Here is a 19907-nt window from a genome sequence, read left to right as displayed (position 1 = left end):
GTTCCTCCGCTCATCCGGCCTGCAGCCAACGCTCCGGTATCTCTGTCCGGAGGCTGTCGGAGTCCGGCCCGTTGAAGTCGTTCCACAACTCGGACATCCGGAACCGGACGACGTAGAACCATTCCGGTGTGGCGTCGGGGATGTCCCAGGTCTCGTCCTCGGCAGCGGGGCTCTCGTAGGCCACCGCGTCGATCACCCCCTTGGCGCCACGCACGTACTCCGGCGTGCGGGTGTAGAACAGCACCGGCAACTCCCGCACGACGACGGGATCACCCACCTTGAACCGGGGCTCTCCGGCCTTGCCGGCGTACACCTGCGGGTCTCCCTTGCCCACGGCGTGAACGATGTGACTGTTGCGTCTGACCGCAGCGCCGTCGCCCTCGCACTTGGGGCGTGCCTCCAGGATCTTCCCGTCGAGCCCGCCGGCGTAACGGTCCTTGACCTCGGCCATCCGCTCACTGAGCTCGGTGAGGCCGATGTGGTGTTTCTCGATCAGCACCCGCGCCACCGACAGCAGCCAGCGACCGTAGTACGGGAAACCCAGATACACCGCGCGGCCCACGTCGACGTTGCCGATCCGCCGGCGCTCCTCCGAGAGCCAGATGCCGCGCCAGGCAAGCACTTCGCAGATCACATAGGTCATGTGTTCCCAGTACTCGTAGTCCTTGTTCTCGTATTTCATCGGGGCGTCGGGCTCACCACCGACGTCGTGCACGGGCTTCATGTAGGCGACGAAGCGGTCGTGGTCGAGCAGGTCGGGCGTCGGAGCGTCGGGCAGCTCGGGATAGCCGGATTTGAGACGCGCGACGAGGTCGAGTTGGGCGGCACGTTCGGCGGCGCTACTCATGGACCGACCCCTACGACTCGTTTCTCGGATGGCCGTAGGCTAGCGCGGTCCGCCGTCGGCTGAGCGAGGTTTCACCGATCACCCGGTCTCGGTGAACGTCAGCACCGGGATCGTCCGTCCGCCCGCGAGCCGCTCGTAGTCGGCATACGACGGGATGAAGGCCTTCGCCAGGTTCCACAGGCGGTCCCGCTCGGCCCCGGATACCTCGTGCCCGACGAACGTGCCGGTGTACCCGCCGGCGGAGATCGTGACGCGGGGGTGGGCCAGCACGTTGTAGTACCACGCCGGGTGCCGTGAGCCGCCGTAGTTCGACGCCACCACGACCGCCCGGTCGCCATCGGTGAAGTACGTCAACGGGGTGGTCCGTCGTCGGCCGGTCTTGGCTCCGGTGCTGATCAACAGCAGTTCGGGCGTCACCACCGCCGACGACACTCGTCCCCGGCTCCACCGCAGCAGATGCCGGTCCACCCGCGGCGCGACCCGGCGGGCCACCCACCGCCCGGGGGTGTTGCCCGTCAGCCGCGCACCGATGCGCAACAGCGGAGAACCGGACGTCGGGTCGACTGCGGGTATGCCCATCGACCCGATGCTAGGCAATGCACTGTTTGGACCCGCGCCGTCCCGGCTATGGTCTCGGCATGGCCATCACCGAAGTTCGGGAAGTGACCATCGAGGCGACGCCGGACGAAGTGATGAGCGTGTTGGTCGACATGGAGTCGCTGCCGCAGTGGTCGTCGGCCCATCAGGAGATCGAGGTTCTCGAACGCGACGCCGAGGGCCGTCCGAGCAGGGCCCGCCAGGTGGTCAAGATCGTCGGGGTCAGCGACGAGCAGGTGCTCGAGTACGCCTTCGACGACGGCGGAGTGAGCTGGACCCTGGTCAGCTCCAATCAACAACGCGCGCAACAGGGTCGTTATACTTTGACGCCGCAGGGGGATTCGTCCACGCTGGTGCACTTCGAGCTCACCGTCGACCTGATCGCGCCACTTCCCGGTTTCCTGATCAGGCAGGGCGCCAAAGGATTGATGGACACCGCGACGAAAGGTCTGCGCAAGCGGACGCTGCAGGTCAAGCGGGGCTGACCAGTGGAGTGTGACAGATCGGTGGGACGACCACGCGACGCATCGATCGACGAGCGGGTGCTGGCGGTCACTCGCAAGCTTCTGATCGAGCGGAGTTGGGACCAGCTGAGCATGCGGCTGATCGCCGCCGATGCCGGCGTCAGTCGCTCCAGTCTCGACCGCAGGTGGTCCTCCAAGACGGAGCTGGTGCTGCATGCGATTCTCGGTGCGACGCCGGATCTGACTCCGTTTGCGGGAACCGATCGCGCCGGGTGGGTGAACTGGGTGGCGCGCGGCAGCCGACAGCTTTTTGCCAGGCCCGAGGTTCAGGCCGCGGTGCCCGGACTGCTTCTCGCGATGGCCGAGAACCCGGAACTCCGCAGGCGCTTGTGGGCGGATTTCAGCGGGCCCGCGGTGGCGTTGTTCACCGGTGAACAGGCAGGCGAGTCCGCCGATGCCGAGCTCGGCGCCCGGACCGTGCTGGCCATGGCGGCCGGCGCTGCTCTGTTCCTGACGACCATCGCCACCGAGGATGACACCGACGAGTTGCACGCCAACGTCGCCGAAATTCTCGTCGCTGCAGTTTCATCGAGAAAATGACGCGACGATCGCATCGACGGGGGAACGCCACGTGATGCCGAAATCCCGCAAGGTGGCGATGTCATCCGTCGGCGTCGCGGCGGTGAGCAGCAGGGCGGCTTCGTAGCTCAGACCGTCGCCCATGGGCACGACACCACCCAATATGTCACCGATGCGGCTCGCACCGCGAAACACGCTCCGGCTGAGCGGAATCCGCCGGATCTTGCAGCCCATTCCGCGCTCCAGTGCCGAGATCATGCCGTTGAACGGGACCAACATCCCACCGCACACGTATCGTCGCGGGCCACGGCCGGGCTCCATGATCGCGGTGTGGACATCGGCGACGTCGCGGACATCGATCATCTGCATCCCGCCGCGCAGCCGTGGCGCGACTCCGAAGCGCACGATAGGTGCCCAGCCCCGCTCGGTGACGCCGGGCGGGGTGTGGAAGGGGCGACCGACCACGCTCGACGGATAGGTGATCACCACGGGCGCACCCTGCTGCTGCAGCCGCCGGGCCACCCGGTCCGCGTAGCCTTTGGTCTTTGCATAGGCGCTGCGCCCGTGCGCAGTCGGCGTATCCGGTCCGATCACCCCGTTGGGTGGCGGGAACAGCGCGCTGTAGCTGCTGACAGACACCACCGGGTCAAGGCCCCGGGCGACGGCCTGTTCGAGCAACGCCTCGGTGGCGTGGGCATTGATCTGCCACATGAGATCTCGGCGCCGGTTGTCGGTGCCTACGACACCCGCGGCATGCACCACCGCATCACATCCTTCGAGCAGCGCATCGATCGTGGGCGCGTCGCGGATATCGCCGGACACGGCGTCGATGGCCCCGACTTCGGCCAGCCGGTCGAGCACGGGCGACCCCTCGGCGTGGCCGGCAGCCAGAAGGGTGCGCACGGTGTGTGCCCCCAGATAGCCGGTTCCGCCGGTGACACTGATGAGCATGGGGCCTCCTCGGGTGACCCCGCCACCTTACGGTGCCACTGGCATCGAAATGATGGGGGCGTGCCGTGGCCGGTTGAACCTACGCCTGCGTGATCGACGCGAGGGTGAACAACCGGACCGCGCCTACCACCTTGGCGGAGCATTGTGACAGCAGCGGTTCGGTGAGCTCCTCGGTGAGCCGGACCTCGGTCGGGCCGGCATCGCCGCCGAGCACCACCCGAATCCCGCCGTCGGTGCGTTCGACGTCGAGCGGAGGCCACCCGGTGATCCGGTCGTCGCCGTACTTCTCGCGCGCGAAGTACTGCGCGGCCTGCGCCGCATGCGGCAAGCTGGTGCGCCCACGGAGGTGCCTGTTGTCCAAGCGGCCGTCGAGATAAAGCCTGACGAGCTCGGCCGAGTCGGTGGTGTCCACTCTGCCGTAGCACAGGCCTTCCGGCAGTATCAGCATGGTCGCTGCGAACCGGTCACCACCCAGATGGGAGCACTCCCAGGTCATTTCGGGGAACTGCGCCGAGATGGCCGCGGTGGCGACGCGACCGCGGACCGCGCAGCACTGATCGTGCTTGCCGTGTGCGCAGATGGCCACCACCGGATCGCTGGACAGCGCCCCGTCTGATCCGTCGAGAGCAAGGTCCAGGTAGTCACGCGGATTGCCCGCCTCTCCGGCGTAGAGGGCCTCGCTTCCCGGACCGGACCGGGCGATGAACCACCTCCACCGCGGTACCGCGTCGCGACGACCGTGCCGGCGTATCGCCGCGATCCGCATGCCCGCCTTCTCCACTCGGTGCACGATGGCGCGCCCGAGCGCGGGGTCGACGATCGCCGGTGAGTTGAGAAATGCGGAATGCCCCCAGCCGCCGCTCAGTTCGAGGAGCACCCACGACGATCCCGCCGAGGCCGTGCCGTACATCGGGTCGTCACGAGCCAGCGACTGATCGCTGCACGGGATTCTTTTCGCCGGTCCCGTCATCCGTGGGCCGCCGGAACCACGACGGCCTCGCGCAGCAGCCTGCGGATCAGCACCGTCGCGTCGGCGCGGTCGAGTCCCGGGAGGGAACCCGCGTGCGCGGTGCCGCCCAGCCGAATCGCCTGTAGCGCAGCCGCACACGACGCCGGGAAGCTGATGACGCGGTCGGGCAGCCGCAGCACGACGCGGTCGCCGGACTCCTCGACGGTGGCGACGAGGCCGGGTCGCCAGTGAACGCCGGCGGTATCGGCCGACTCCGATGCCTCGAGTGAGGCGAGGGGACGAACCGCGACCGGGCGGGTCCGCTCGGCGTGCCGGTGTGTCAGCCGGTCGGCGGCGCCGCCGCCGAGTGTGGTTGCCTCGTCGCGCATCGTGGCGATCATCTCCGCCATCACCTTGGTCACCGTCGCGATCATCTCATCCCGATCGGCCGGATCGGCTCCCAGCGGCAGCGACTGTCGGAACTCCTCCACGGCTTCCAGCTGATCGACGACCGCGCGAGCGACGTCGATCCCCGTCACAGCGGAAACGCCGAGCGTGAGATGGATCGACGTGGTGTCCATGGCTTGAGCGGAGTGCACCCATCCACGTGGCAGGTACAGCGCATCCCCGGGTTCGAGCACGGTGTCGATGACCGGGTCCTGTGCCGCACGCTCGGCGATCGCGGCACGGTGCTGTGTCCACGGCTGCGACGGCAGCGGATGGGCATGCACCGGTTCGTGCACGACCCAACGCTTGTGTCCGGTGGTCTGCAGGACGAAGACGTCGTGGACGTCGTAGTGCGGATCGAACCCGCGGTTGCCGGGTGGAGTGATGTAGGCGTTCGCCTGCACGGGATGGCCGAGGTCGTCGACGGCCTGCCGGACGAAGTCGATCAGAGGCGGCCACAGCCTGTGCAAACCCTGCAGCACTATCGTGGCGCCGGAAGCGAACTCGCCTAGCACCTTGCCCGAGTCGACCTGATCGGGCATCTCCGCACCGAAGCCCGCGGGCCCGACGTAACAGTCGCGGGCCAGCAGGTCGCCGTCGCGGGCCAGGCGGATGAACGGAGCGCGCACCCCGCGCTCAGCGATCAGCTCGTCAACCATCTCGGCCGAGAGCAGATCACCGAAATCACGGGGCAGCGATCCGGACCGGCTGAGCAGTGGTCTACGACCCCAGTGCTCGGTGGCGAACGTGTGACGGTCGGTCGCGATGCAGCGGCTCAGCATCGCGAAGCGGTCAGGCGGTTCCGTCGGCGCCGCCGTCGTGGCCTTCGGGATTGGAGCCGCCGTCGGCTGGGCCTTCGCCGCCCGCGGTTCCGTCGGCGCCGCCGTCGTGGCCTTCGGGGTTCGAGCCGCCGTCGGCTGGGCCTTCGCCGCCCGCGGTTCCGTCGGCGCCGCCGTCGTGGCCTTCAGGGTTGGAGCCGCCGTCGGCTGGGCCTTCGCCGCCGCTGCTGGTGGTGATGTCGTCGTCGTCGAGTGCCATAGTGGTTGATCCTTCCATCGGCTGCGCTGCGTCGATGCTGGCTTTTAGCATCGTGACGCGTGCGGTTGAGTGTTGCCGCAGAACGAGCAATTGAAACGCCGGCACCACAGCCGTTTGTAGAACCGGCGCTTGGGTATGCGACCGTCCGCAAACTCAACTTCGGGAGGCGTCATGACCACGGCACTCCCTGGCGCCCATCAGCGATGCCGGCACTGATGCGTGGGTCCCGCGTCGGCGACGACGGATGGGCTGACCGGGCCGCCGGCAGCAGCACGTTCCGAAACGCTGCCCGGGCGGGTTACCTGGCCACCGGCGTTCTGCACTTCCTGCTCGCGTACGTCATCGTGATGCTGGCGCTGCGGGCGAACTCGTCGGGGGTGAGCGCGGACCCGTCGGGCGCGTTGGCCACGCTCGCCGGTGCCATCGGCGGCGCGCCGATTCTGTGGACGGTGTGCGCGGCGTTCGCCGGTATCGGATTGTGGCGGGTGGTCGAGACGGTGATCGGAACCCACCCCAGCCATCAACTCGCCGGAGACCGAAGCCGGTCCGAGCGGCTCAAGGCCGCCGGTCTGGCGGTGGTGTACTTTGCGCTCGCGTTTTCAGCGGCTCAGTTCGCCATGGGGACCGGGACATCGAGCGGTCCGCAGAACGTCGGTCTGAGCGCCGAGCTCATGCAGACCCTGTGGTGCGGTGCTCCTGGTGATCGGCGTCTACCACATCTACAAGGGCTTCGCGCGAACCTTCCTCGACGATCTCGCGGTCTCCGGAACGGCGGCCATCGTGTTCCTGGGCATGACCGGCTACGTCGCAAAAGGTTTCGCCATCGGCGGCGCCGGGGCGATGGTCCTGGCGGCAACGGTGTGGTCGGAGCCCGCGAAAGCGTCGGGTCTGGACGCCGCCGTCGGAGTCCTGAGCCACACGGCTCTCGGACAGGCACTGCTCATCGTGGCGGCCACCGGGCTCGTCGCCTACGGCTTCTTCAGCTTCGCCGCGAGCAGGCTGGCGCGGCTCTGACGGAAGCCCGCGGCATCGGCGATTACCGTTCCGGATACCGCGGCCAATAGAATCGATGCCCTGATGACCGATACCGCCTCAGGTGTGTCGACGGCCACCGCGGGGCCTGCGGCAGCCCGCATCTCCGCCGAAGCGCAACGTCGCCGGACCTTCGCCGTGATCAGCCATCCCGATGCCGGTAAGTCGACGTTGACCGAGGCGCTGGTACTCCATGCCAACGCCATCACCGAGGCGGGCGCGATACACGGCAAAGCCGGTCGCCGCGCCACCGTCTCGGACTGGATGGACATGGAGAAGGCCCGCGGCATCTCCATCACCTCGACGGCCCTGCAGTTCCCCTACAAGACCCACAGTGGGAACACCTGCATCATCAACCTGCTCGACACCCCCGGCCACGCCGACTTCTCCGAAGACACCTATCGCGTGTTGACCGCCGTCGACTCCGCGGTGATGCTCATCGACGCCGCGAAGGGCCTGGAACCCCAGACGCTCAAACTCTTCCAGGTCTGCCGTCACCGGGGGATCCCGATCATCACGGTGGTCAACAAATGGGACCGCCCCGGTCGCGATGCGCTGGAATTGATGGACGAGATCCACGAACGCATCCAGCTGCAGACCACGCCGTTGACCTGGCCGGTGGGTATCGCCGGCGACTTCAAGGGCGTCCTCGACCGGCGTACCGGCAACTACATCAAGTACACCCGTACCGCCGGCGGCGCCACCGCCGCGCCCGAGGAACACATCGATGCCTCCCGCGCCCACGAGGTCGCGGGAAGCGACTGGGACAATGCGGTCGAGGAGTCCGAACTGCTGTCCGCCGACGGCGGCGACTTCGACCGGGACTCGTTCCTGCGGTGTACGTCGACACCGGTCCTGTTCACCTCGGCCATCCTCAACTTCGGTGTCAACCAACTCCTCGACGTGCTCGCCCAGCTGGCGCCGTCCCCGCACGGTCAGCTCGATATCGAGGGCAATCGGCGTGACGCCGCGGCGCCGTTCAGCGCCTTCGTGTTCAAGGTCCAGGCGGGCATGGACTCCGCCCACCGCGACCGAATCGCCTACGCCCGGGTGTGCTCGGGCACGTTCGAACGCGGCGACGTCCTGACCCACGCCGGCACCGGCAAGCCGTTCGTCACGAAGTACGCGCAATCGGTGTTCGGCCAGCAGCGCTCGACCCTGGACACCGCCTGGCCCGGGGACGTCATCGGGCTCGCCAACGCCGCGACGCTACGTCCGGGGGACACCCTGTACCGGGACATCCCGGTGCAGTACCCGCCGATCCCCAGCTTCTCTCCGGAGCATTTCGCGGTGGCGCGGGGCACCGATCCGAGCAAGCACAAGCAGTTCCGCAAAGGCATCGAGCAACTCGAACAGGAAGGTGTCATCCAGGTGCTGCGCTCGGACCGGCGCGGCGATCAAGCGCCGGTGTTCGCCGCCGTCGGCCCGATGCAGTTCGAGGTCGCCAGCCACCGGATGGCAGGGGAATTCAACGCGCCGATCGCGCTCGAGCCACTGCCGTACACGGTGGCCCGCGCGGCCGACCCCGCCGATGTCGAGGTGCTGTCCAAGCAGGCATCGGTGGAGGTGTTCACCCGCACCGACGGCGTCGTCCTCGCGGTGTTCACCACCAAGTGGCGCCTGGAGAACGTCCAACGCGACAATCCCGACGTGGCGCTGCGGTCCCTGGTCGCGGCCGGGGACTAGACCCGACCGCCCGGCTGGCCGTTCGTGAACTGTGCACCGAGAGCGAGGATCTCTCGGTCACCGACCACTGATCGTCGGCGTGCGCGCCGTATTTGCTCGACCGCTGCCGCGCCGCGCCCCGCGCGGCGGCCAGCCAGGCGCGAGGATGGGCGACCGACTTCACCGACGATTTCACGCCGAACTCCCGGTAGAGGTTGCGCTCGGGGTCGGCGATGACGACGAACGGCAGGTCGGCTTGGTAGTCGCGGAGGCGTCGGCCGAAGAGTGGAACACGACCACCTCTTTGATGGCGATGACACCGAACCATCCACTACGCCGGCATCGACCTGGTGGACACAGACGGGCTGCGGGCCAGGGCGGAGTGAACTGCCCCGTCCGCGTTTGGCTCCCTGCTCGGTGGGGCAGTACACCTGGATGTCTGAGCAGGCAAACGTTGCCTTGGCCGCACGGATGGCCGAGCTGGCCCGCACCGTCGCGGCGCCGAGTACCGCAGAGGAGATCTTCTCGGAGGTGACGACCGCGGCTGTGGAGCTCATCCCCGGGGTGGATACGGCAGGCATCCTGCTCATCACCAAGGGCGGAAAGTTCGAATCTCACGCGGGAACCACGGAGCTGCCGCACGAACTCGACGAACTTCAGCACACCTTCCAGGAGGGTCCGTGCATGGAGGCCGCGCTCAGCGACGCGATCGTGCGCACCGACGACTTCCGTGACGAGAAGCGATGGCCGGCGTACTCCGCTGAAGTCGTCAAGCTCGGTGTCCTGAGCGGTCTCTCGTTCCGGCTGTACACCGCCGACCGCACCACCGGCGCGCTGAATCTCTTCGGGTTCCAACCGAGGGAGTGGGACGAGCAGGCGCAGGCGATCGGAGCTGTCCTCGCGGCGCACGCCGCGGCGGCGATCATGGCCAACCGGCAAGGCGAGCAGTTGACTTCTGCCTTGGCGACCCGCGACCGGATCGGTCAGGCCAAGGGAATCATCATGGAACGCTTCGGCGTGGACGACGTACGCGCTTTCGGCATGCTGCGCCAGTTGTCGCAGGAGAGCAACACCGTTCTCGTCGAGATCGCGCAACGTGTGATCGACAGCCGAGATTGACGGGCTCCCGTTTCGGCGGGGCGGCACGGGGTAACTGCGCGGAAAGCAGCCGACCGAGGAGAACACCATGCGGGCAATGGTTTATCGAGGGCCCTACAAGATACGGGTCGAAGAGAAGGACATACCCGCGATCGAGCACCCGAACGACGCCATCGTCCGGGTGCAGATGGCGGCCATCTGTGGCTCGGACCTGCACCTCTACCACGGGATGATGCCCGACACGCGTGTCGGCATGACCTTCGGGCACGAGTTCATCGGCGTGGTCGAGGAAGTGGGCCCCTCGGTGCAGCACCTCAAGCGTGGGGATCGGGTGATGGTGCCGTTCAACGTCTACTGCGGGTCGTGCTACTTCTGCGCCCGCGGTCTCTACTCCAACTGCCACAACGTCAATCCCAACGCCACCGCGGTCGGCGGCATCTACGGCTACTCGCACACCTGCGGCGGCTATGACGGTGGCCAGGCGGAGTTCGTGCGCGTGCCCTTCGCCGACGTGGGTCCGGCGATCATTCCCGACTGGATGGACGACGAGGACGCCCTGTTGTGTACCGACGCATTGGCCACCGGGTACTTCGGCGCTCAGCTCGCCGACATCGCAGAAGGTGACACCGTGGCCGTGTTCGGCGCCGGCCCGATCGGCCTCTACGCCGCCAAGTCGGCGTGGCTGATGGGTGCCGGCAGGGTGCTCGTCATCGACTATCTCGAGAACCGACTGGAAAAGGCGCGGACCTTCGCGCACGCTGAGACGTACAACTTCGGCGAGTACGACGACATCGTCGTCCAGATGAAGAAGGCGACCGGCCACCTCGGTGCCGACTCGGTCATCGACTGCGTGGGCGCCGAAGCAGACGGAAACTTCCTACAGCATGTCGCGGCGGCGAAACTCAAGCTGCAGGGCGGCTCCCCGGTTGCGCTCAACTGGGCCATCGACTCGGTGCGCAAGGGCGGGACGGTGTCGGTCATGGGTGCCTACGGCCCGATGTTCAGCGCAGTGAAGTTCGGTGATGCGATGAACAAGGGTCTGACGTTGCGGATGAACCAGTGCCCTGTCAAACGGCAATGGCCCAGGCTCTTCTCTCACATTCAGAACGGCTACCTGAAACCGAACGACATTGTCACGCATCGAATTCCATTGGAGCACATCTCCGACGCGTACCACATCTTCTCGGCGAAGCTGGACGGTTGCATCAAGCCCATCGTCCTTCCGCAAGCAAGCTGACGGGAGCACAGAATGGTGTACACAGCAGACCACCCACCGGTTCCGGACCGCGACGAGTTGCGCAACCGTATCCCCGGTTGGGGCGTCGACCTCGACATCGCCGACCGACCGTCCGTTCCTCGGGTGAGATTTGATCCCGCGGCCACCGGAGCTCATTGGGAGTTTCCGGAGCGACAGCCCGAGAAATGGCCGCGGGAGCGATCGATCGAACACGCGATGCTGACCCCGGTCTTCGGCACGTCGACGCCGCCCCGCGGGGTATCAGGCGTCGTGCGGAAATATGCGTACCGCTACAGCGAGGGACGCGCCGCCCACTGGCTGATGCTGCTGGCCGCCGACCGTGTCGACGCCTTCGAAAGCCACGTGGCATCACTGCTGACTCTGCGGCCGGACAATCCGATCACGCAAACGGGTGTCTGGAGCGAGTTCACCCACAACGGATTCAAGGCTCGGACCGGCACCACGCGGGTCGACAACTCCCACACCTGGATGGACCCGTTCATTGTCGCCGGCCCGTGGGTCGTCGCCGGGGGCCTCGTCACAAAGCTCGGTGGCGCTGTGATGAAGCGTCGACGGCGCCGCACTACCCGCACCTGAGTCGTCAGTCCGTTTCTGCGTCCGGCAGGCCTTCCGGCGGCGGTGTCGAGTACGCAGGATTGGCAGGCGGAACCTTTTGTTCGTCTGCTCCAGCAGGATCGTTCGGTTCAGGGTTGGTCACCGGTACTCCTCGATGTCTTCGGTGCAGGGACGTGAGTGTCGATACCCACATCGGTGCCGCCTATTCGTCTGTGCGGGGTTTGGCCCGCACGTCACCGGCAATCTGGGCGTGGTGAGCAGCGTGTGGGAATGTGTCGTCGTCGGGGGTGGCGCGGCGGGGCTGAGTGCGGCTTTGGTGCTCGGGCGAGCACGCCGGCGGACTCTGGTGATCGACGCGGGCGCGCAGAGCAATCGCGCGGCCCCCGCTATCGGGGGGTTACTCGGCTACGATCAGCGGCCGCCGGCCGAGTTCTATGCCGCGGGTCGTCGTGAGCTGTCGGCTTATCCCAGTGTCGAGTATCTCCCCGGGGAAGTGTTGTCCGGCGCGCCCGTTGGAGAAGTCCTCGAACTGGATCTCGAAGACGGCCGACAGGTCCGCACCCGACGGGTGCTGCTTGCGACCGGTATGCAGTACTGCCCGCCGGACCTCCCGGGACTCGCCGCCCTGTGGGGAGAGTCGGTCTTCCAATGTCCGTTCTGCCACGGCTGGGAGATGCGTGACCGCCGCCTCGCGGCGGTGGCATCCGGGGCGGACGGGGTGCATGCGGCGCTGATGTTGCGGGGGTGGACCGATGACGTGGTGCTGCTGAGTGACGGACCCGATCGACTCGAAGCGTCGCAGCGTCGACTACTGAAGGCGGCCGGAGTGCCCGTCGATGAGCGGCGGATCACCGAGCTGGTCGGTTCCCAAGGCCAGCTCACCGACATCGTGTTCGCCGACGGAACGCGGCTTCGCAGGGATGGACTGTTGGTCGAGGCCCCGTTGCGGCAGCGCTCGTCGTTGGCGAAGAAGCTCGGCGTCAACTGTATGTCGGCCTCGTTGGCACCGGACGCCATCGCGGTGGACGCGCTTTTCCGGACTGACATGCCCACAGTGTTCGCGGCCGGCGATGTCTGCGCCGAGCAACCGCACGTGGCGGGCGCCGTTGCGGCGGGGTCGAACGCGGCGATGATCGTGGTTCAGAGCCTGCTCGCCGACCAATACGGATTGCCCTACCCTCCGGACTGATGTTCCGCGTCACGTCTGATCCGGGTGTTTGACCGGGACGCGCGCGGGTACGACCTGCGACGATAGAGCGCGCAGCCCATGCGCTCTGATTCGAGGTCCAGACCTGATTGCGGAGGTGCGTGCCGTGGTGGAGACATTCGTGCAGTCGACCGACGACGTGGTGGCGTTCTTGGTGGGACAGCACAATCTGATCAAGGACATGTTCGACGATGTTCTGTCTGCGTCGAAAACGGAGGCGCGAGAAGAGGCTTTCGTCGCGTTGAGGCAGCTGTTGGCCGTTCACGAAACGGCTGAGGAGATGGTGGTGCACCCCCGTGCGCGCCGAGAGATCGACGACGGGGACGCCGTCGTGGAGGCGCGGCTGGCGGAAGAGCGCGACGCCAAGGAACAGTTGGCGCAGCTCGAGGAGTTGGACATCGGGTCGCAGGAGTTCCTCGATGCCCTGACGCTCTTCCGCGACGCCGTGGTCTCGCATGCCGATCGTGAAGAGGCCGAGGAATTCAACCGACTTCAGCATGAGCTCGAGGCCGACGATCTCAAGCGGATGGCGGCTGCGGTACAGGCAGCCCAGGCGATCGCGCCGACCCGGCCACACCCCGGGGTCGAGTCGGCGAAACTGAACTTCGTCGTCGGCCCGTTCGCGTCGATGCTCGACCGGGCACGCGATGTCATCTCCTCAGCGCTGAGGTAAAGGAGTCGAATCTTGACACCCGCACCGCGCCCGGCAGTGGGCCGTGACCAACAGTTTTCGGGTCACGACTTCGCCGACTTGGCGGGCCGCTTCGCCGAGAAACTCGAACACGTCCGGCATCACACCGAGCCGAGGTATGTGCGCACTGACTGGACGAGGCGGAATGCAGAGCTCGAACGGGACCTGTTGCCGGTTCCCCCGCAGGACTTTCTGCGGCACCCGGCAATTCGGTTCCAGATGTTCGTCGACGAGTACGTGGTGCCCCATGAGCTTCCGTGGATCCGAACGTACGTGTCCGACATCGAAGTGCTCGCCGAATCCCCAGTGGGTGCCCCGCCGATGTTCGCGGTGCCCGACAGTTCCGTGCAAACGTCGTCGAATACGGTGCACCAGGCCTACCACCTGCTGCGGCATCAGGATGCCAGCGGACGGCAGCTGTCTGAAGCCGACACGATCGTGGAGTGGGTGGCGGATTTGGCAGCCTGATCAGGTTGCTCATTCGGCTGCACAGCGGCACACCGACCTGCGTCGTCATCGACACGCCGGTCTTCTCTGCGCTGCAATGGCTTTACCTGGCAGCGGTACTAGGGGAACGGCGCGTCCATCTCCACACGGTGGGCCCGTACATCCGGTCATGGGAGCGGTGAACATCGTTCCGATCGGCCTGGTCGATCACCTGGAGGTCGATGCGGACCTGTTCATCTCGAACTGGGCGCTCAACGAAAGCATGCCGGACGCTCAGCGGGATGTCTTGGCAAGCAGCTGGTTCGGCGCAGACTCACTGTTGCTGGCCATGCATGCCGGTGATCGGTTCGCCGAGACGGTGCAGCGCTGCGGCGCCCGCGCGGTTCCGATCGGTTCTTTCCTGCCCGGCCAGCAGTACCTGGTCAGATAGCGGCCAAGGGCGGCGCCTTCCGCTAGTCCATCCGGCCGGCGTCGACCACACGGAGCACCGCTGTTCCCTCCTCGTCGGAGGCTTCCAGGTCCACCTCGACGTCGAAGCCCCAGTCGTGGTCGCCTGCCGGGTCGTCGAGGATCTGCCGGACCCGCCAGACATCGCGCTGCCGGTCGATGATCAGCAGTGCCGGGCCCCGGGCGTCCGCGCCGGTGCCCACGTCGTCGTGCTCGTCGAAGTACGCGCGCACGACCTCCTCCCACCGCTCGGCCGTCCAACCCGAGCCGACGTCCAGCTCGCCGAGGTCATACCAGCGCTGCCGCGCGAACAACTCCACCCGCCGGAACAGCGCATTGCGCACCATCGCGGTGAACGCCCGCTCGTTGCCCGTCAGCGGCCGCGGACGGGCAGGCACCGTCACCGGCGTATCCAACGGCTGGTCGGGGCTGGTGAGCTGCTCCCACTCGTCGAGCAGGCTCGAATCCACCTGTCGTACAAGCTCACCGAGCCACTCCACGATGTCGGTGACTTCCTCCGTGCGTGCGGCGGTGGCCACCCCGGACCGCAGCGCCTTGAACGCGTCGGACAGGTAGCGCAGTACCGCACCCTCGGACCGGGTCAACCCATAGACGCTGACGAACTCCCGGAACGTGAAAGCCCGCTCCCACATCTCGCGCACGACGGACTTCGGCGACAGTCGCGCGTCGGCGGCCCACGGATTGGTCTGCAGATACACCCCATAGGTGTGCTGCAGCAGCTCGTCGAGGGGTTTGGGATAGCTGACCTCGTCGAGCATCTCGATGCGCTCGTCGTACTCGATCCCCTCGGCCTTCATCGCCGCGACGGCTTCGCCCCTGGCCTTGTTCAGCTGCGCCGCAAGGATCTGGCGCGGGTCTTCCAGCGTCGCCTCGATGACCGAAACGACGTCGAGGGCATAGGTTTCCGCCGCCGGGTCGAGCACCCCGACCGCACCGAGGGCGAACGTCGACAGGGGCTGGTTGAGTGCGAAGTCCGGCGGCAGGTCGACGGTCAGCCGGTAACGGCGACCGTCGGCATCCGGTTCGGCCAGCCGCTCCACGACACCGGCCTGCAGCAGGGAGCGTGCGATGCCGATCGCCTCCCGGACGTGCTGGAGCTGTCGCTTGCGTGGTTCGTGGTTCTCGGTGAGCAGGCGGCGCATCGCCGCGAACGGGTCCCCCGGCCGGTCGACGACATCGAGGAGCATCGCCGTGGACACCCGCATGTTGCTCGTCAACGGCTCGGGCGCGGCCTCGACCAGCCGGGTCATGGTCTTCTCGCTCCACGGCACCATGCCCTCGGGTACCTTGCGCCGCACCAGCTTGCGCCGCTTCTTCGGGTCATCGGCGACCTTGGCGAACTGTTTGAGGTTCTCCACCTCGTGCTCGGGAGCCTGGACGACGACGGTGCCGGCGGTGTCGTAGCCGGCCCGTCCGGCCCGCCCGGCGATCTGGTGGAACTCGCGGGCACTCAGCAGCCGGGTACGGGTGCCGTCGTACTTGGACAGCGCCGAGAAGACGACCGTCCGGATCGGGACGTTGATGCCGACGCCCAGGGTGTCGGTGCCGCAGATGACCTTGAGCAGCCCGGCCTGCGCCAGCTGCTCCACCAGCCGCCGGTACTTCGGCAGCATCCCGGCGTGGTGGACACCGATTCCGTGTCGAACCAGTCGAGACAAGGTCGATCCGAACGCGGTGGAGAACCGGAAGGCGCCGATGAGCTCGGCGATCGCGGCCTTCTCCTGCTTGGTGCTGACGTTGATGCTCATCAGTGCCTGCGCCCGCTCCAGCGCCGACGCCTGGGTGAAGTGCACGACGTAGATCGGCGCCTGTTTGGTGTCGAGGAGGTCGCCGATCGTCTCGTGCATCGGCGTCGTCGCGTAGCTGTAGAACAGTGGCACCGGACGCTCCGCGTTGGCGACCAGCGCCGTCGGCCGACCGGTGCGTCGCGCCAGATCCTCTCGCAGGAACGTGACGTCGCCGAGGGTGGCCGACATCAGCAGGAACTGAGCGCGCGGCAACTCCAACAGCGGCACCTGCCAGGCCCAGCCCCGGTCCGGGTCGCCGTAGAAGTGGAACTCGTCCATCACCACGAGCGCGATGTCGGCCCGCGCTCCCTCACGCAGCGCGATGTTGGCCAGCACCTCCGCGGTACAGGCGATGATTGGTGCGTCTGCGTTGACCGAGGCGTCCCCGGTGAGCATGCCCACGTTCACTGCGCCGAACACCTCGCACAACGCGAAGAACTTCTCGCTGACCAACGCCTTGATCGGCGCGGTGTAGTAGCTGCGCCGATCCGCCGCCAGAGTGGCGTACAGTGCGCCGGTCGCCACCAGTGACTTGCCCGAACCTGTGGGCGTCGCGAGGATGACATTCGAGCCGCTGACCAGCTCGATCAGCGCCTCCTCCTGCGCTGGGTACAGAGCAGTCCCGTTCGCCTCGGCCCAGGCGGCGAACGTTGTGAACAGCTCATCGGCGTCGGCGCCTGCCGCACGCAGCGCAGACAGGTCGCCGGGATCGTCAAGGAGGAGCTGGGGCGGGGTCATCGTGGGGACCAGAGTGCCTCATGTCCCGCGCCGGTGGCCTCGGGGCTCGGGGATCAGGGAGATTCCTGGGTGACCTTCTGGTGCCGGGCGATGACAAAACTCGAACCGTCGGGGGTCTCGTCGGGGTCGACCCGGATCTCGCGACCGCATACCGGGCACACTGTCGCCCGATCGGGAGGTGGGCCGTCGGGCAATTCTCGGCCGCTGCCCTCACACTCGTGATCCATCCTCAGTCGTCCTTGTCCTTGTCCTCGTCCTTGTGGTCGGTCTTCTCGGCTTTCTCGCCGTCGTCTTTCTCGGAATCTTCGTCATCGGTGCCGGTGTCGGCCTCGGCCCGCGCTGCCGCGCTGCCCACCTCGATGACGGCCCAGTGGCTCGGGGAGACCAGCACGGTCCAGTCCCCTTCCGTGCGGCCCATTTTCAGAACGCCGTCGTCCACCTCCCAGGCAGTGGCGTCGTCGTACTCGGCTTCTTCGCCGTCGGTGTATGTGAGTTTGAATGCCATGCTGCAGGATGCCCGAACCCTGAGCGCCGAAACGTTCGAGAAATTCGAGGTGATGAGGGTCGCCAGGCCGGTTTTCGGGTAGAGGACAGACGCCCAGCCGAGACAGGTTGCGCGTCAACAACTGCGATTGGGGGTTCATGATGACAAGCCAAGGACCGGACGAGCGTCAGGAACCGGCTGCCGACGAGGTACATGCACCGGCTACACCCGGGGCGCAGGCCTTACCGACCGACCACGACGAAGGCGACGAAGCGGAGTAGCGCCTCTCGACTCGCACGGTTATCCCCAATTCGCGATTCATCCACAAGTCGGAGCTCCCCGCCGCATTCCTCGAACAATTGTTCGATAGCGTCGAGGTGTGAATGGATACGTCACTGGCGAGGCAGCACGGACGCGGTTTCGTGTTCTGCTCGACCAGGTTGACGTCGCCCACGCTGAAATGCGGGCACTGTCCAGCGATGACGTCGGCACCCGTTTCAGGATCGAGCTGGCGGATCGGTTGGAGACCCAGGAGCGGGTCAACCGCGGGCTGATGTACCGGGTGTTCGGTCAGCTCGCCGACCCGCCCGATGAATCCGGAATGGCGCCGGTGCTGACCGACCGGCTGTGCTCCCGGCTGCGGATCCCGCTGCGGGAGTTCAGACGCCGCGTCAGGGTGGCGGCCCTGATCAGCCCCCGCCGGCAGGTGTGCGGCCCGCCGCTACCTGCGCAGCTGCCTCAGGTCGCCGACCACGTCTCGGCCGGCATGCTGGGTGAGGATCACCTCAAGGCGATCACCACAGTGCTCAACAAGTTGCCGTCGTGCACCTCGGTCACCGACCGGACCGACGTGGAGGCCACCTTGGTGCGCGAGGCCTCGCGTCATGACGCGGATTTTGTCACCGAGCTCGGCAAGGGCATCGATGCGCTGTTCAATCCCGATGGGCACTACGACGAGGCCGACCGGGCGCGCCGACGTGGACTGGTGCTGGGTCCGCAAGGCCCCGACGGGATGTCGAAGTTCACCGGTTGGGTGGACCCCGAGACCAGGAGCTACATAGAGGCGTGCACCGCAGCAGTTCGGCCTGGCAGGCACCTTCCCGACGGCGCCGTCGAGGAAGCCCGCGACGATCGCACGAATGCCCAACGCTGCCACGACGGAGTCAAACTCGGGTTGAAGCTGGGGATCGCCTCCGCGGGCATGGGATCGCATCGTGGGCATCCGGTGACGGTGATCGCGCGCACCACCCTCGCAGAGTTGAACCAGGCCGCGCACGCCGTCAACGACCCCGAGGTGTCGATGCCGTCCCCGGCGCGCACCGGCGGAGACACCGCTTTACCGATGCGGGATCTGATCCGGATGGCGGCTGACGCCATCCACTACCTGGCAGTGTTCGACGAACACACCGGCCGTCCGTTGTACCTGGGTCGCCAAACGCGCATCGCGACAGCCGATCAGCGCATCATCTGCTACGCACGCGACGGTGGTTGCACCCGGCCGGACTGCCTGGAACCCGGCTACCACAGCGAGGTCCACCACAGTCCCAACTGGCACCCCGACGGCCGCACCGACGCCGATCTGCTGTTCTTCGCGTGCGGGCCCGACCACAAACGCGTCAACGACGGTCACCTGAAAACCAGCACCACCACGAACGGGCGCCTGGCCTGGACCGATGGCACCAGCCCACCGAAGATCAACCGAGTCCACCACCCCGACGAACTGCTGCGCGGCGACCCCGATCCACCCTCGGCGTGACGGGTGGCGTCGGCGGACACCGATGCCCGGACTCAGCCGCGCACTGCTGCCCGCATTCGCCCTCTTATGCACTACCGTCACCCCTGGTCAGGATCAGGGGCACCACACACGAGGGGACGAGCTCATGGAAATGCAGACGACAAGACTGGCGCTCGGTACCGCGGCGATCGTACTCGGCCTGGGTGCGGCCGGGTGTGGTTCGGATAGCGCGACGGAGGCAACGACTTCGGGGCAGGCCGAGACATCGTCAGCCGCCGAGACGACCAGCACTCCATCGAGTACACCTGCGCCGGCACAGTCGTCCGCAGTCACGGTCGGTGACTACCTGAAGGAGAACGGCGTCACGCAGATCCCGGTGACTCGGGCCGACGCTACCGCGCCCCGGCTCGATCTGCCGTTGCCGCCCGGCTGGATGGATGTCGGTCCGAATACACCCGAAGACGCTTACGGGGCGATCATGCTCGAAAGCGCCGCCGGCGCACCGAACCCACCTGTGATCGTCGCAAGCATGGCGCGTCTCAGCGGTGGTGAGGTCGATCAGGCCAGGATCCTGGAGCTCGCGCCGAACGCCATCAGAACCCAGCCGGGATATGACGGACCCGAGGAAGGCAGTCCCGGAACACTTTCCGGGTTCGACTCGGCCCAGATCGCCGGAACCCTCGACCGAAACGGCCAGACGGTGTTCGTGGCGCGCAAGACCGTGGTGATACCGGGTTCAGACGGCATCTACCTGCTGGCGCTCGATGCGCAGGGGCCTGCGGACGCGCAGCAGGCGCTGCTGGAGGCGATGTCGGTCATCGACGTCGAGACAACGATCCAGCCCTGACCCAGCTCGAGGCAGTCTCAGAA

The 19907-nt window shown here is 66.9% G+C and carries 22 protein-coding genes and 1 pseudogene; 14 read left to right on the top strand and 9 right to left on the bottom strand.

Annotated elements, in window-relative coordinates; all coding sequences use genetic code 11:
- Positions 1 to 10: 10 nt before the first annotated feature.
- Together G6N53_RS03630 and G6N53_RS03625 are read right to left on the bottom strand one after the other, a co-directional pair.
- Positions 11 to 847, bottom strand: coding sequence for an SH3-like domain-containing protein (locus G6N53_RS03630; RefSeq protein WP_163887226.1), 837 nt, complete (start codon positions 845 to 847; stop codon positions 11 to 13).
- Between the two features lie 78 nt (positions 848 to 925).
- The gene (locus G6N53_RS03625; RefSeq protein WP_163887224.1) at positions 926 to 1426 is read right to left on the bottom strand and encodes a nitroreductase/quinone reductase family protein; all 501 of its coding nucleotides are present in this window, start codon (positions 1424 to 1426) and stop codon (positions 926 to 928) included.
- 59 nt (positions 1427 to 1485) lie between these two features.
- Here G6N53_RS03625 and G6N53_RS03620 point away from each other — a divergent pair, with 59 nt between their 5' ends.
- The gene (locus G6N53_RS03620) at positions 1486 to 1929 is read left to right on the top strand and encodes an SRPBCC family protein (RefSeq protein WP_163887222.1); all 444 of its coding nucleotides are present in this window, start codon (positions 1486 to 1488) and stop codon (positions 1927 to 1929) included.
- 21 nt (positions 1930 to 1950) lie between these two features.
- On the top strand, positions 1951 to 2508 hold the full coding sequence (locus G6N53_RS03615) for a TetR/AcrR family transcriptional regulator (RefSeq protein WP_371870803.1): 558 nt from the start codon (positions 1951 to 1953) through the stop codon (positions 2506 to 2508).
- Here G6N53_RS03615 and G6N53_RS03610 read toward each other — a convergent pair.
- From G6N53_RS03610 to G6N53_RS03595, 4 genes are all read right to left on the bottom strand, one after another.
- A complete protein-coding gene (locus G6N53_RS03610) occupies positions 2494 to 3438 on the bottom strand; it encodes an NAD-dependent epimerase/dehydratase family protein (protein ID WP_163887218.1) in 945 nt (314 codons plus the stop codon). The genes G6N53_RS03615 and G6N53_RS03610 overlap by 15 nt on opposite strands.
- 79 nt (positions 3439 to 3517) lie before the next feature.
- Complete coding sequence (locus G6N53_RS03605) at positions 3518 to 4408, bottom strand: ferredoxin family protein (protein ID WP_163887216.1); 891 nt, start codon at positions 4406 to 4408, stop codon at positions 3518 to 3520.
- Positions 4405 to 5616, bottom strand: coding sequence for a cupin domain-containing protein (locus G6N53_RS03600; protein ID WP_163887214.1), 1212 nt, complete (start codon positions 5614 to 5616; stop codon positions 4405 to 4407). The genes G6N53_RS03605 and G6N53_RS03600 overlap by 4 nt, the downstream gene beginning before the upstream one ends.
- A 10-nt stretch (positions 5617 to 5626) precedes the next feature.
- Positions 5627 to 5872 (bottom strand): BatC protein, encoded by a 246-nt coding sequence (locus G6N53_RS03595; RefSeq protein ID WP_163887212.1) that lies wholly within the window; start codon positions 5870 to 5872, stop codon positions 5627 to 5629.
- 203 nt (positions 5873 to 6075) lie between these two features.
- On the opposite strand from G6N53_RS03595, the pseudogene G6N53_RS30525 reads away from it, so the two are divergent.
- From G6N53_RS30525 to G6N53_RS03550, 10 genes and pseudogenes are all read left to right on the top strand, one after another.
- Positions 6076 to 6312, top strand: a pseudogene (locus G6N53_RS30525) (DUF1206 domain-containing protein); the annotation flags it as partial.
- Positions 6313 to 6562: 250 nt separating this feature from the next.
- The gene (locus tag G6N53_RS30060) at positions 6563 to 6886 is read left to right on the top strand and encodes a DUF1206 domain-containing protein (RefSeq protein WP_237166364.1); all 324 of its coding nucleotides are present in this window, start codon (positions 6563 to 6565) and stop codon (positions 6884 to 6886) included.
- 63 nt (positions 6887 to 6949) lie between these two features.
- Positions 6950 to 8590 carry a peptide chain release factor 3 gene (locus G6N53_RS03585; RefSeq protein ID WP_163887210.1) on the top strand — a complete coding sequence of 547 codons (1641 nt, stop codon included), beginning with the start codon at positions 6950 to 6952 and terminating at the stop codon, positions 8588 to 8590.
- Positions 8591 to 9004: 414 nt separating this feature from the next.
- The gene (locus G6N53_RS03580) at positions 9005 to 9688 is read left to right on the top strand and encodes a GAF and ANTAR domain-containing protein (protein WP_163887208.1); all 684 of its coding nucleotides are present in this window, start codon (positions 9005 to 9007) and stop codon (positions 9686 to 9688) included.
- A gap of 67 nt (positions 9689 to 9755) precedes the next feature.
- Complete coding sequence (locus G6N53_RS03575) at positions 9756 to 10904, top strand: zinc-dependent alcohol dehydrogenase (RefSeq protein WP_163887206.1); 1149 nt, start codon at positions 9756 to 9758, stop codon at positions 10902 to 10904.
- A 12-nt stretch (positions 10905 to 10916) separates the two neighbouring features.
- On the top strand, positions 10917 to 11501 hold the full coding sequence (locus G6N53_RS03570) for a hypothetical protein (protein WP_163887204.1): 585 nt from the start codon (positions 10917 to 10919) through the stop codon (positions 11499 to 11501).
- Positions 11502 to 11733: 232 nt separating this feature from the next.
- On the top strand, positions 11734 to 12669 hold the full coding sequence (locus tag G6N53_RS03565) for an NAD(P)/FAD-dependent oxidoreductase (protein ID WP_163887202.1): 936 nt from the start codon (positions 11734 to 11736) through the stop codon (positions 12667 to 12669).
- A 124-nt stretch (positions 12670 to 12793) separates the two neighbouring features.
- The gene (locus G6N53_RS03560; RefSeq protein WP_163887200.1) at positions 12794 to 13360 is read left to right on the top strand and encodes a hemerythrin domain-containing protein; all 567 of its coding nucleotides are present in this window, start codon (positions 12794 to 12796) and stop codon (positions 13358 to 13360) included.
- Between the two features lie 12 nt (positions 13361 to 13372).
- Positions 13373 to 13846, top strand: coding sequence for a hypothetical protein (locus G6N53_RS03555; protein ID WP_163887198.1), 474 nt, complete (start codon positions 13373 to 13375; stop codon positions 13844 to 13846).
- Positions 13847 to 14003: 157 nt separating this feature from the next.
- Positions 14004 to 14255 carry a hypothetical protein gene (locus G6N53_RS03550; protein ID WP_163887196.1) on the top strand — a complete coding sequence of 84 codons (252 nt, stop codon included), beginning with the start codon at positions 14004 to 14006 and terminating at the stop codon, positions 14253 to 14255.
- A 22-nt stretch (positions 14256 to 14277) separates the two neighbouring features.
- On the opposite strand, the gene G6N53_RS03545 is transcribed toward G6N53_RS03550, so the two are convergent.
- From G6N53_RS03545 to G6N53_RS03540, 3 genes are read right to left on the bottom strand one after another with little or no spacing between them, the layout of a single operon-like run.
- Complete coding sequence (locus G6N53_RS03545) at positions 14278 to 16818, bottom strand: DEAD/DEAH box helicase (RefSeq protein WP_163887194.1); 2541 nt, start codon at positions 16816 to 16818, stop codon at positions 14278 to 14280.
- A gap of 53 nt (positions 16819 to 16871) precedes the next feature.
- The gene (locus G6N53_RS29790; RefSeq protein WP_205390271.1) at positions 16872 to 17045 is read right to left on the bottom strand and encodes a hypothetical protein; all 174 of its coding nucleotides are present in this window, start codon (positions 17043 to 17045) and stop codon (positions 16872 to 16874) included.
- 2 nt (positions 17046 to 17047) lie between these two features.
- Positions 17048 to 17323: a hypothetical protein gene (locus G6N53_RS03540; RefSeq protein ID WP_163887192.1), complete on the bottom strand. Its 276-nt coding sequence runs from the start codon at positions 17321 to 17323 to the stop codon at positions 17048 to 17050.
- 358 nt (positions 17324 to 17681) lie between these two features.
- Here G6N53_RS03540 and G6N53_RS03535 point away from each other — a divergent pair, with 358 nt between their 5' ends.
- Both G6N53_RS03535 and G6N53_RS03530 read left to right on the top strand, forming a co-directional pair.
- Positions 17682 to 19058: a DUF222 domain-containing protein gene (locus G6N53_RS03535; RefSeq protein ID WP_163887190.1), complete on the top strand. Its 1377-nt coding sequence runs from the start codon at positions 17682 to 17684 to the stop codon at positions 19056 to 19058.
- A 130-nt stretch (positions 19059 to 19188) separates the two neighbouring features.
- Positions 19189 to 19884: an LpqN/LpqT family lipoprotein gene (locus G6N53_RS03530; RefSeq protein WP_237166362.1), complete on the top strand. Its 696-nt coding sequence runs from the start codon at positions 19189 to 19191 to the stop codon at positions 19882 to 19884.
- Positions 19885 to 19907: the final 23 nt, after the last annotated feature.

Source organism: Mycolicibacterium hippocampi, assembly GCF_010723735.1.
Taxonomy (GTDB): domain Bacteria; phylum Actinomycetota; class Actinomycetes; order Mycobacteriales; family Mycobacteriaceae; genus Mycobacterium; species Mycobacterium hippocampi.
Note: the sequence above shows the minus strand (reverse complement) of the source record. Positions and strands in the feature narration are given on the sequence as shown.

What these genes read in the sequence shown, in the direction of transcription:
- G6N53_RS03540 (WP_163887192.1), bottom strand. Translation starts at nt 17,323, where the DNA reads ATGGCATTCAAACTCACATACACCGACGGCGAAGAAGCCGAGTACGAC.
- G6N53_RS29790 (WP_205390271.1), bottom strand. Translation starts at nt 17,045, where the DNA reads ATGGATCACGAGTGTGAGGGCAGCGGCCGAGAATTGCCCGACGGCCCA.
- G6N53_RS03630 (WP_163887226.1), bottom strand. Translation starts at nt 847, where the DNA reads ATGAGTAGCGCCGCCGAACGTGCCGCCCAACTCGACCTCGTCGCGCGT.
- G6N53_RS03600 (WP_163887214.1), bottom strand. Translation starts at nt 5,616, where the DNA reads ATGCTGAGCCGCTGCATCGCGACCGACCGTCACACGTTCGCCACCGAG.
- G6N53_RS03530 (WP_237166362.1), top strand. Translation starts at nt 19,189, where the DNA reads ATGCAGACGACAAGACTGGCGCTCGGTACCGCGGCGATCGTACTCGGC.
- G6N53_RS03580 (WP_163887208.1), top strand. Translation starts at nt 9,005, where the DNA reads ATGTCTGAGCAGGCAAACGTTGCCTTGGCCGCACGGATGGCCGAGCTG.
- G6N53_RS03605 (WP_163887216.1), bottom strand. Translation starts at nt 4,408, where the DNA reads ATGACGGGACCGGCGAAAAGAATCCCGTGCAGCGATCAGTCGCTGGCT.
- G6N53_RS03595 (WP_163887212.1), bottom strand. Translation starts at nt 5,872, where the DNA reads ATGGCACTCGACGACGACGACATCACCACCAGCAGCGGCGGCGAAGGC.
- G6N53_RS03620 (WP_163887222.1), top strand. Translation starts at nt 1,486, where the DNA reads ATGGCCATCACCGAAGTTCGGGAAGTGACCATCGAGGCGACGCCGGAC.
- G6N53_RS03545 (WP_163887194.1), bottom strand. Translation starts at nt 16,818, where the DNA reads ATGACCCCGCCCCAGCTCCTCCTTGACGATCCCGGCGACCTGTCTGCG.
- G6N53_RS03570 (WP_163887204.1), top strand. Translation starts at nt 10,917, where the DNA reads ATGGTGTACACAGCAGACCACCCACCGGTTCCGGACCGCGACGAGTTG.
- G6N53_RS03585 (WP_163887210.1), top strand. Translation starts at nt 6,950, where the DNA reads ATGACCGATACCGCCTCAGGTGTGTCGACGGCCACCGCGGGGCCTGCG.
- G6N53_RS03575 (WP_163887206.1), top strand. Translation starts at nt 9,756, where the DNA reads ATGCGGGCAATGGTTTATCGAGGGCCCTACAAGATACGGGTCGAAGAG.
- G6N53_RS03625 (WP_163887224.1), bottom strand. Translation starts at nt 1,426, where the DNA reads ATGGGCATACCCGCAGTCGACCCGACGTCCGGTTCTCCGCTGTTGCGC.
- G6N53_RS03610 (WP_163887218.1), bottom strand. Translation starts at nt 3,438, where the DNA reads ATGCTCATCAGTGTCACCGGCGGAACCGGCTATCTGGGGGCACACACC.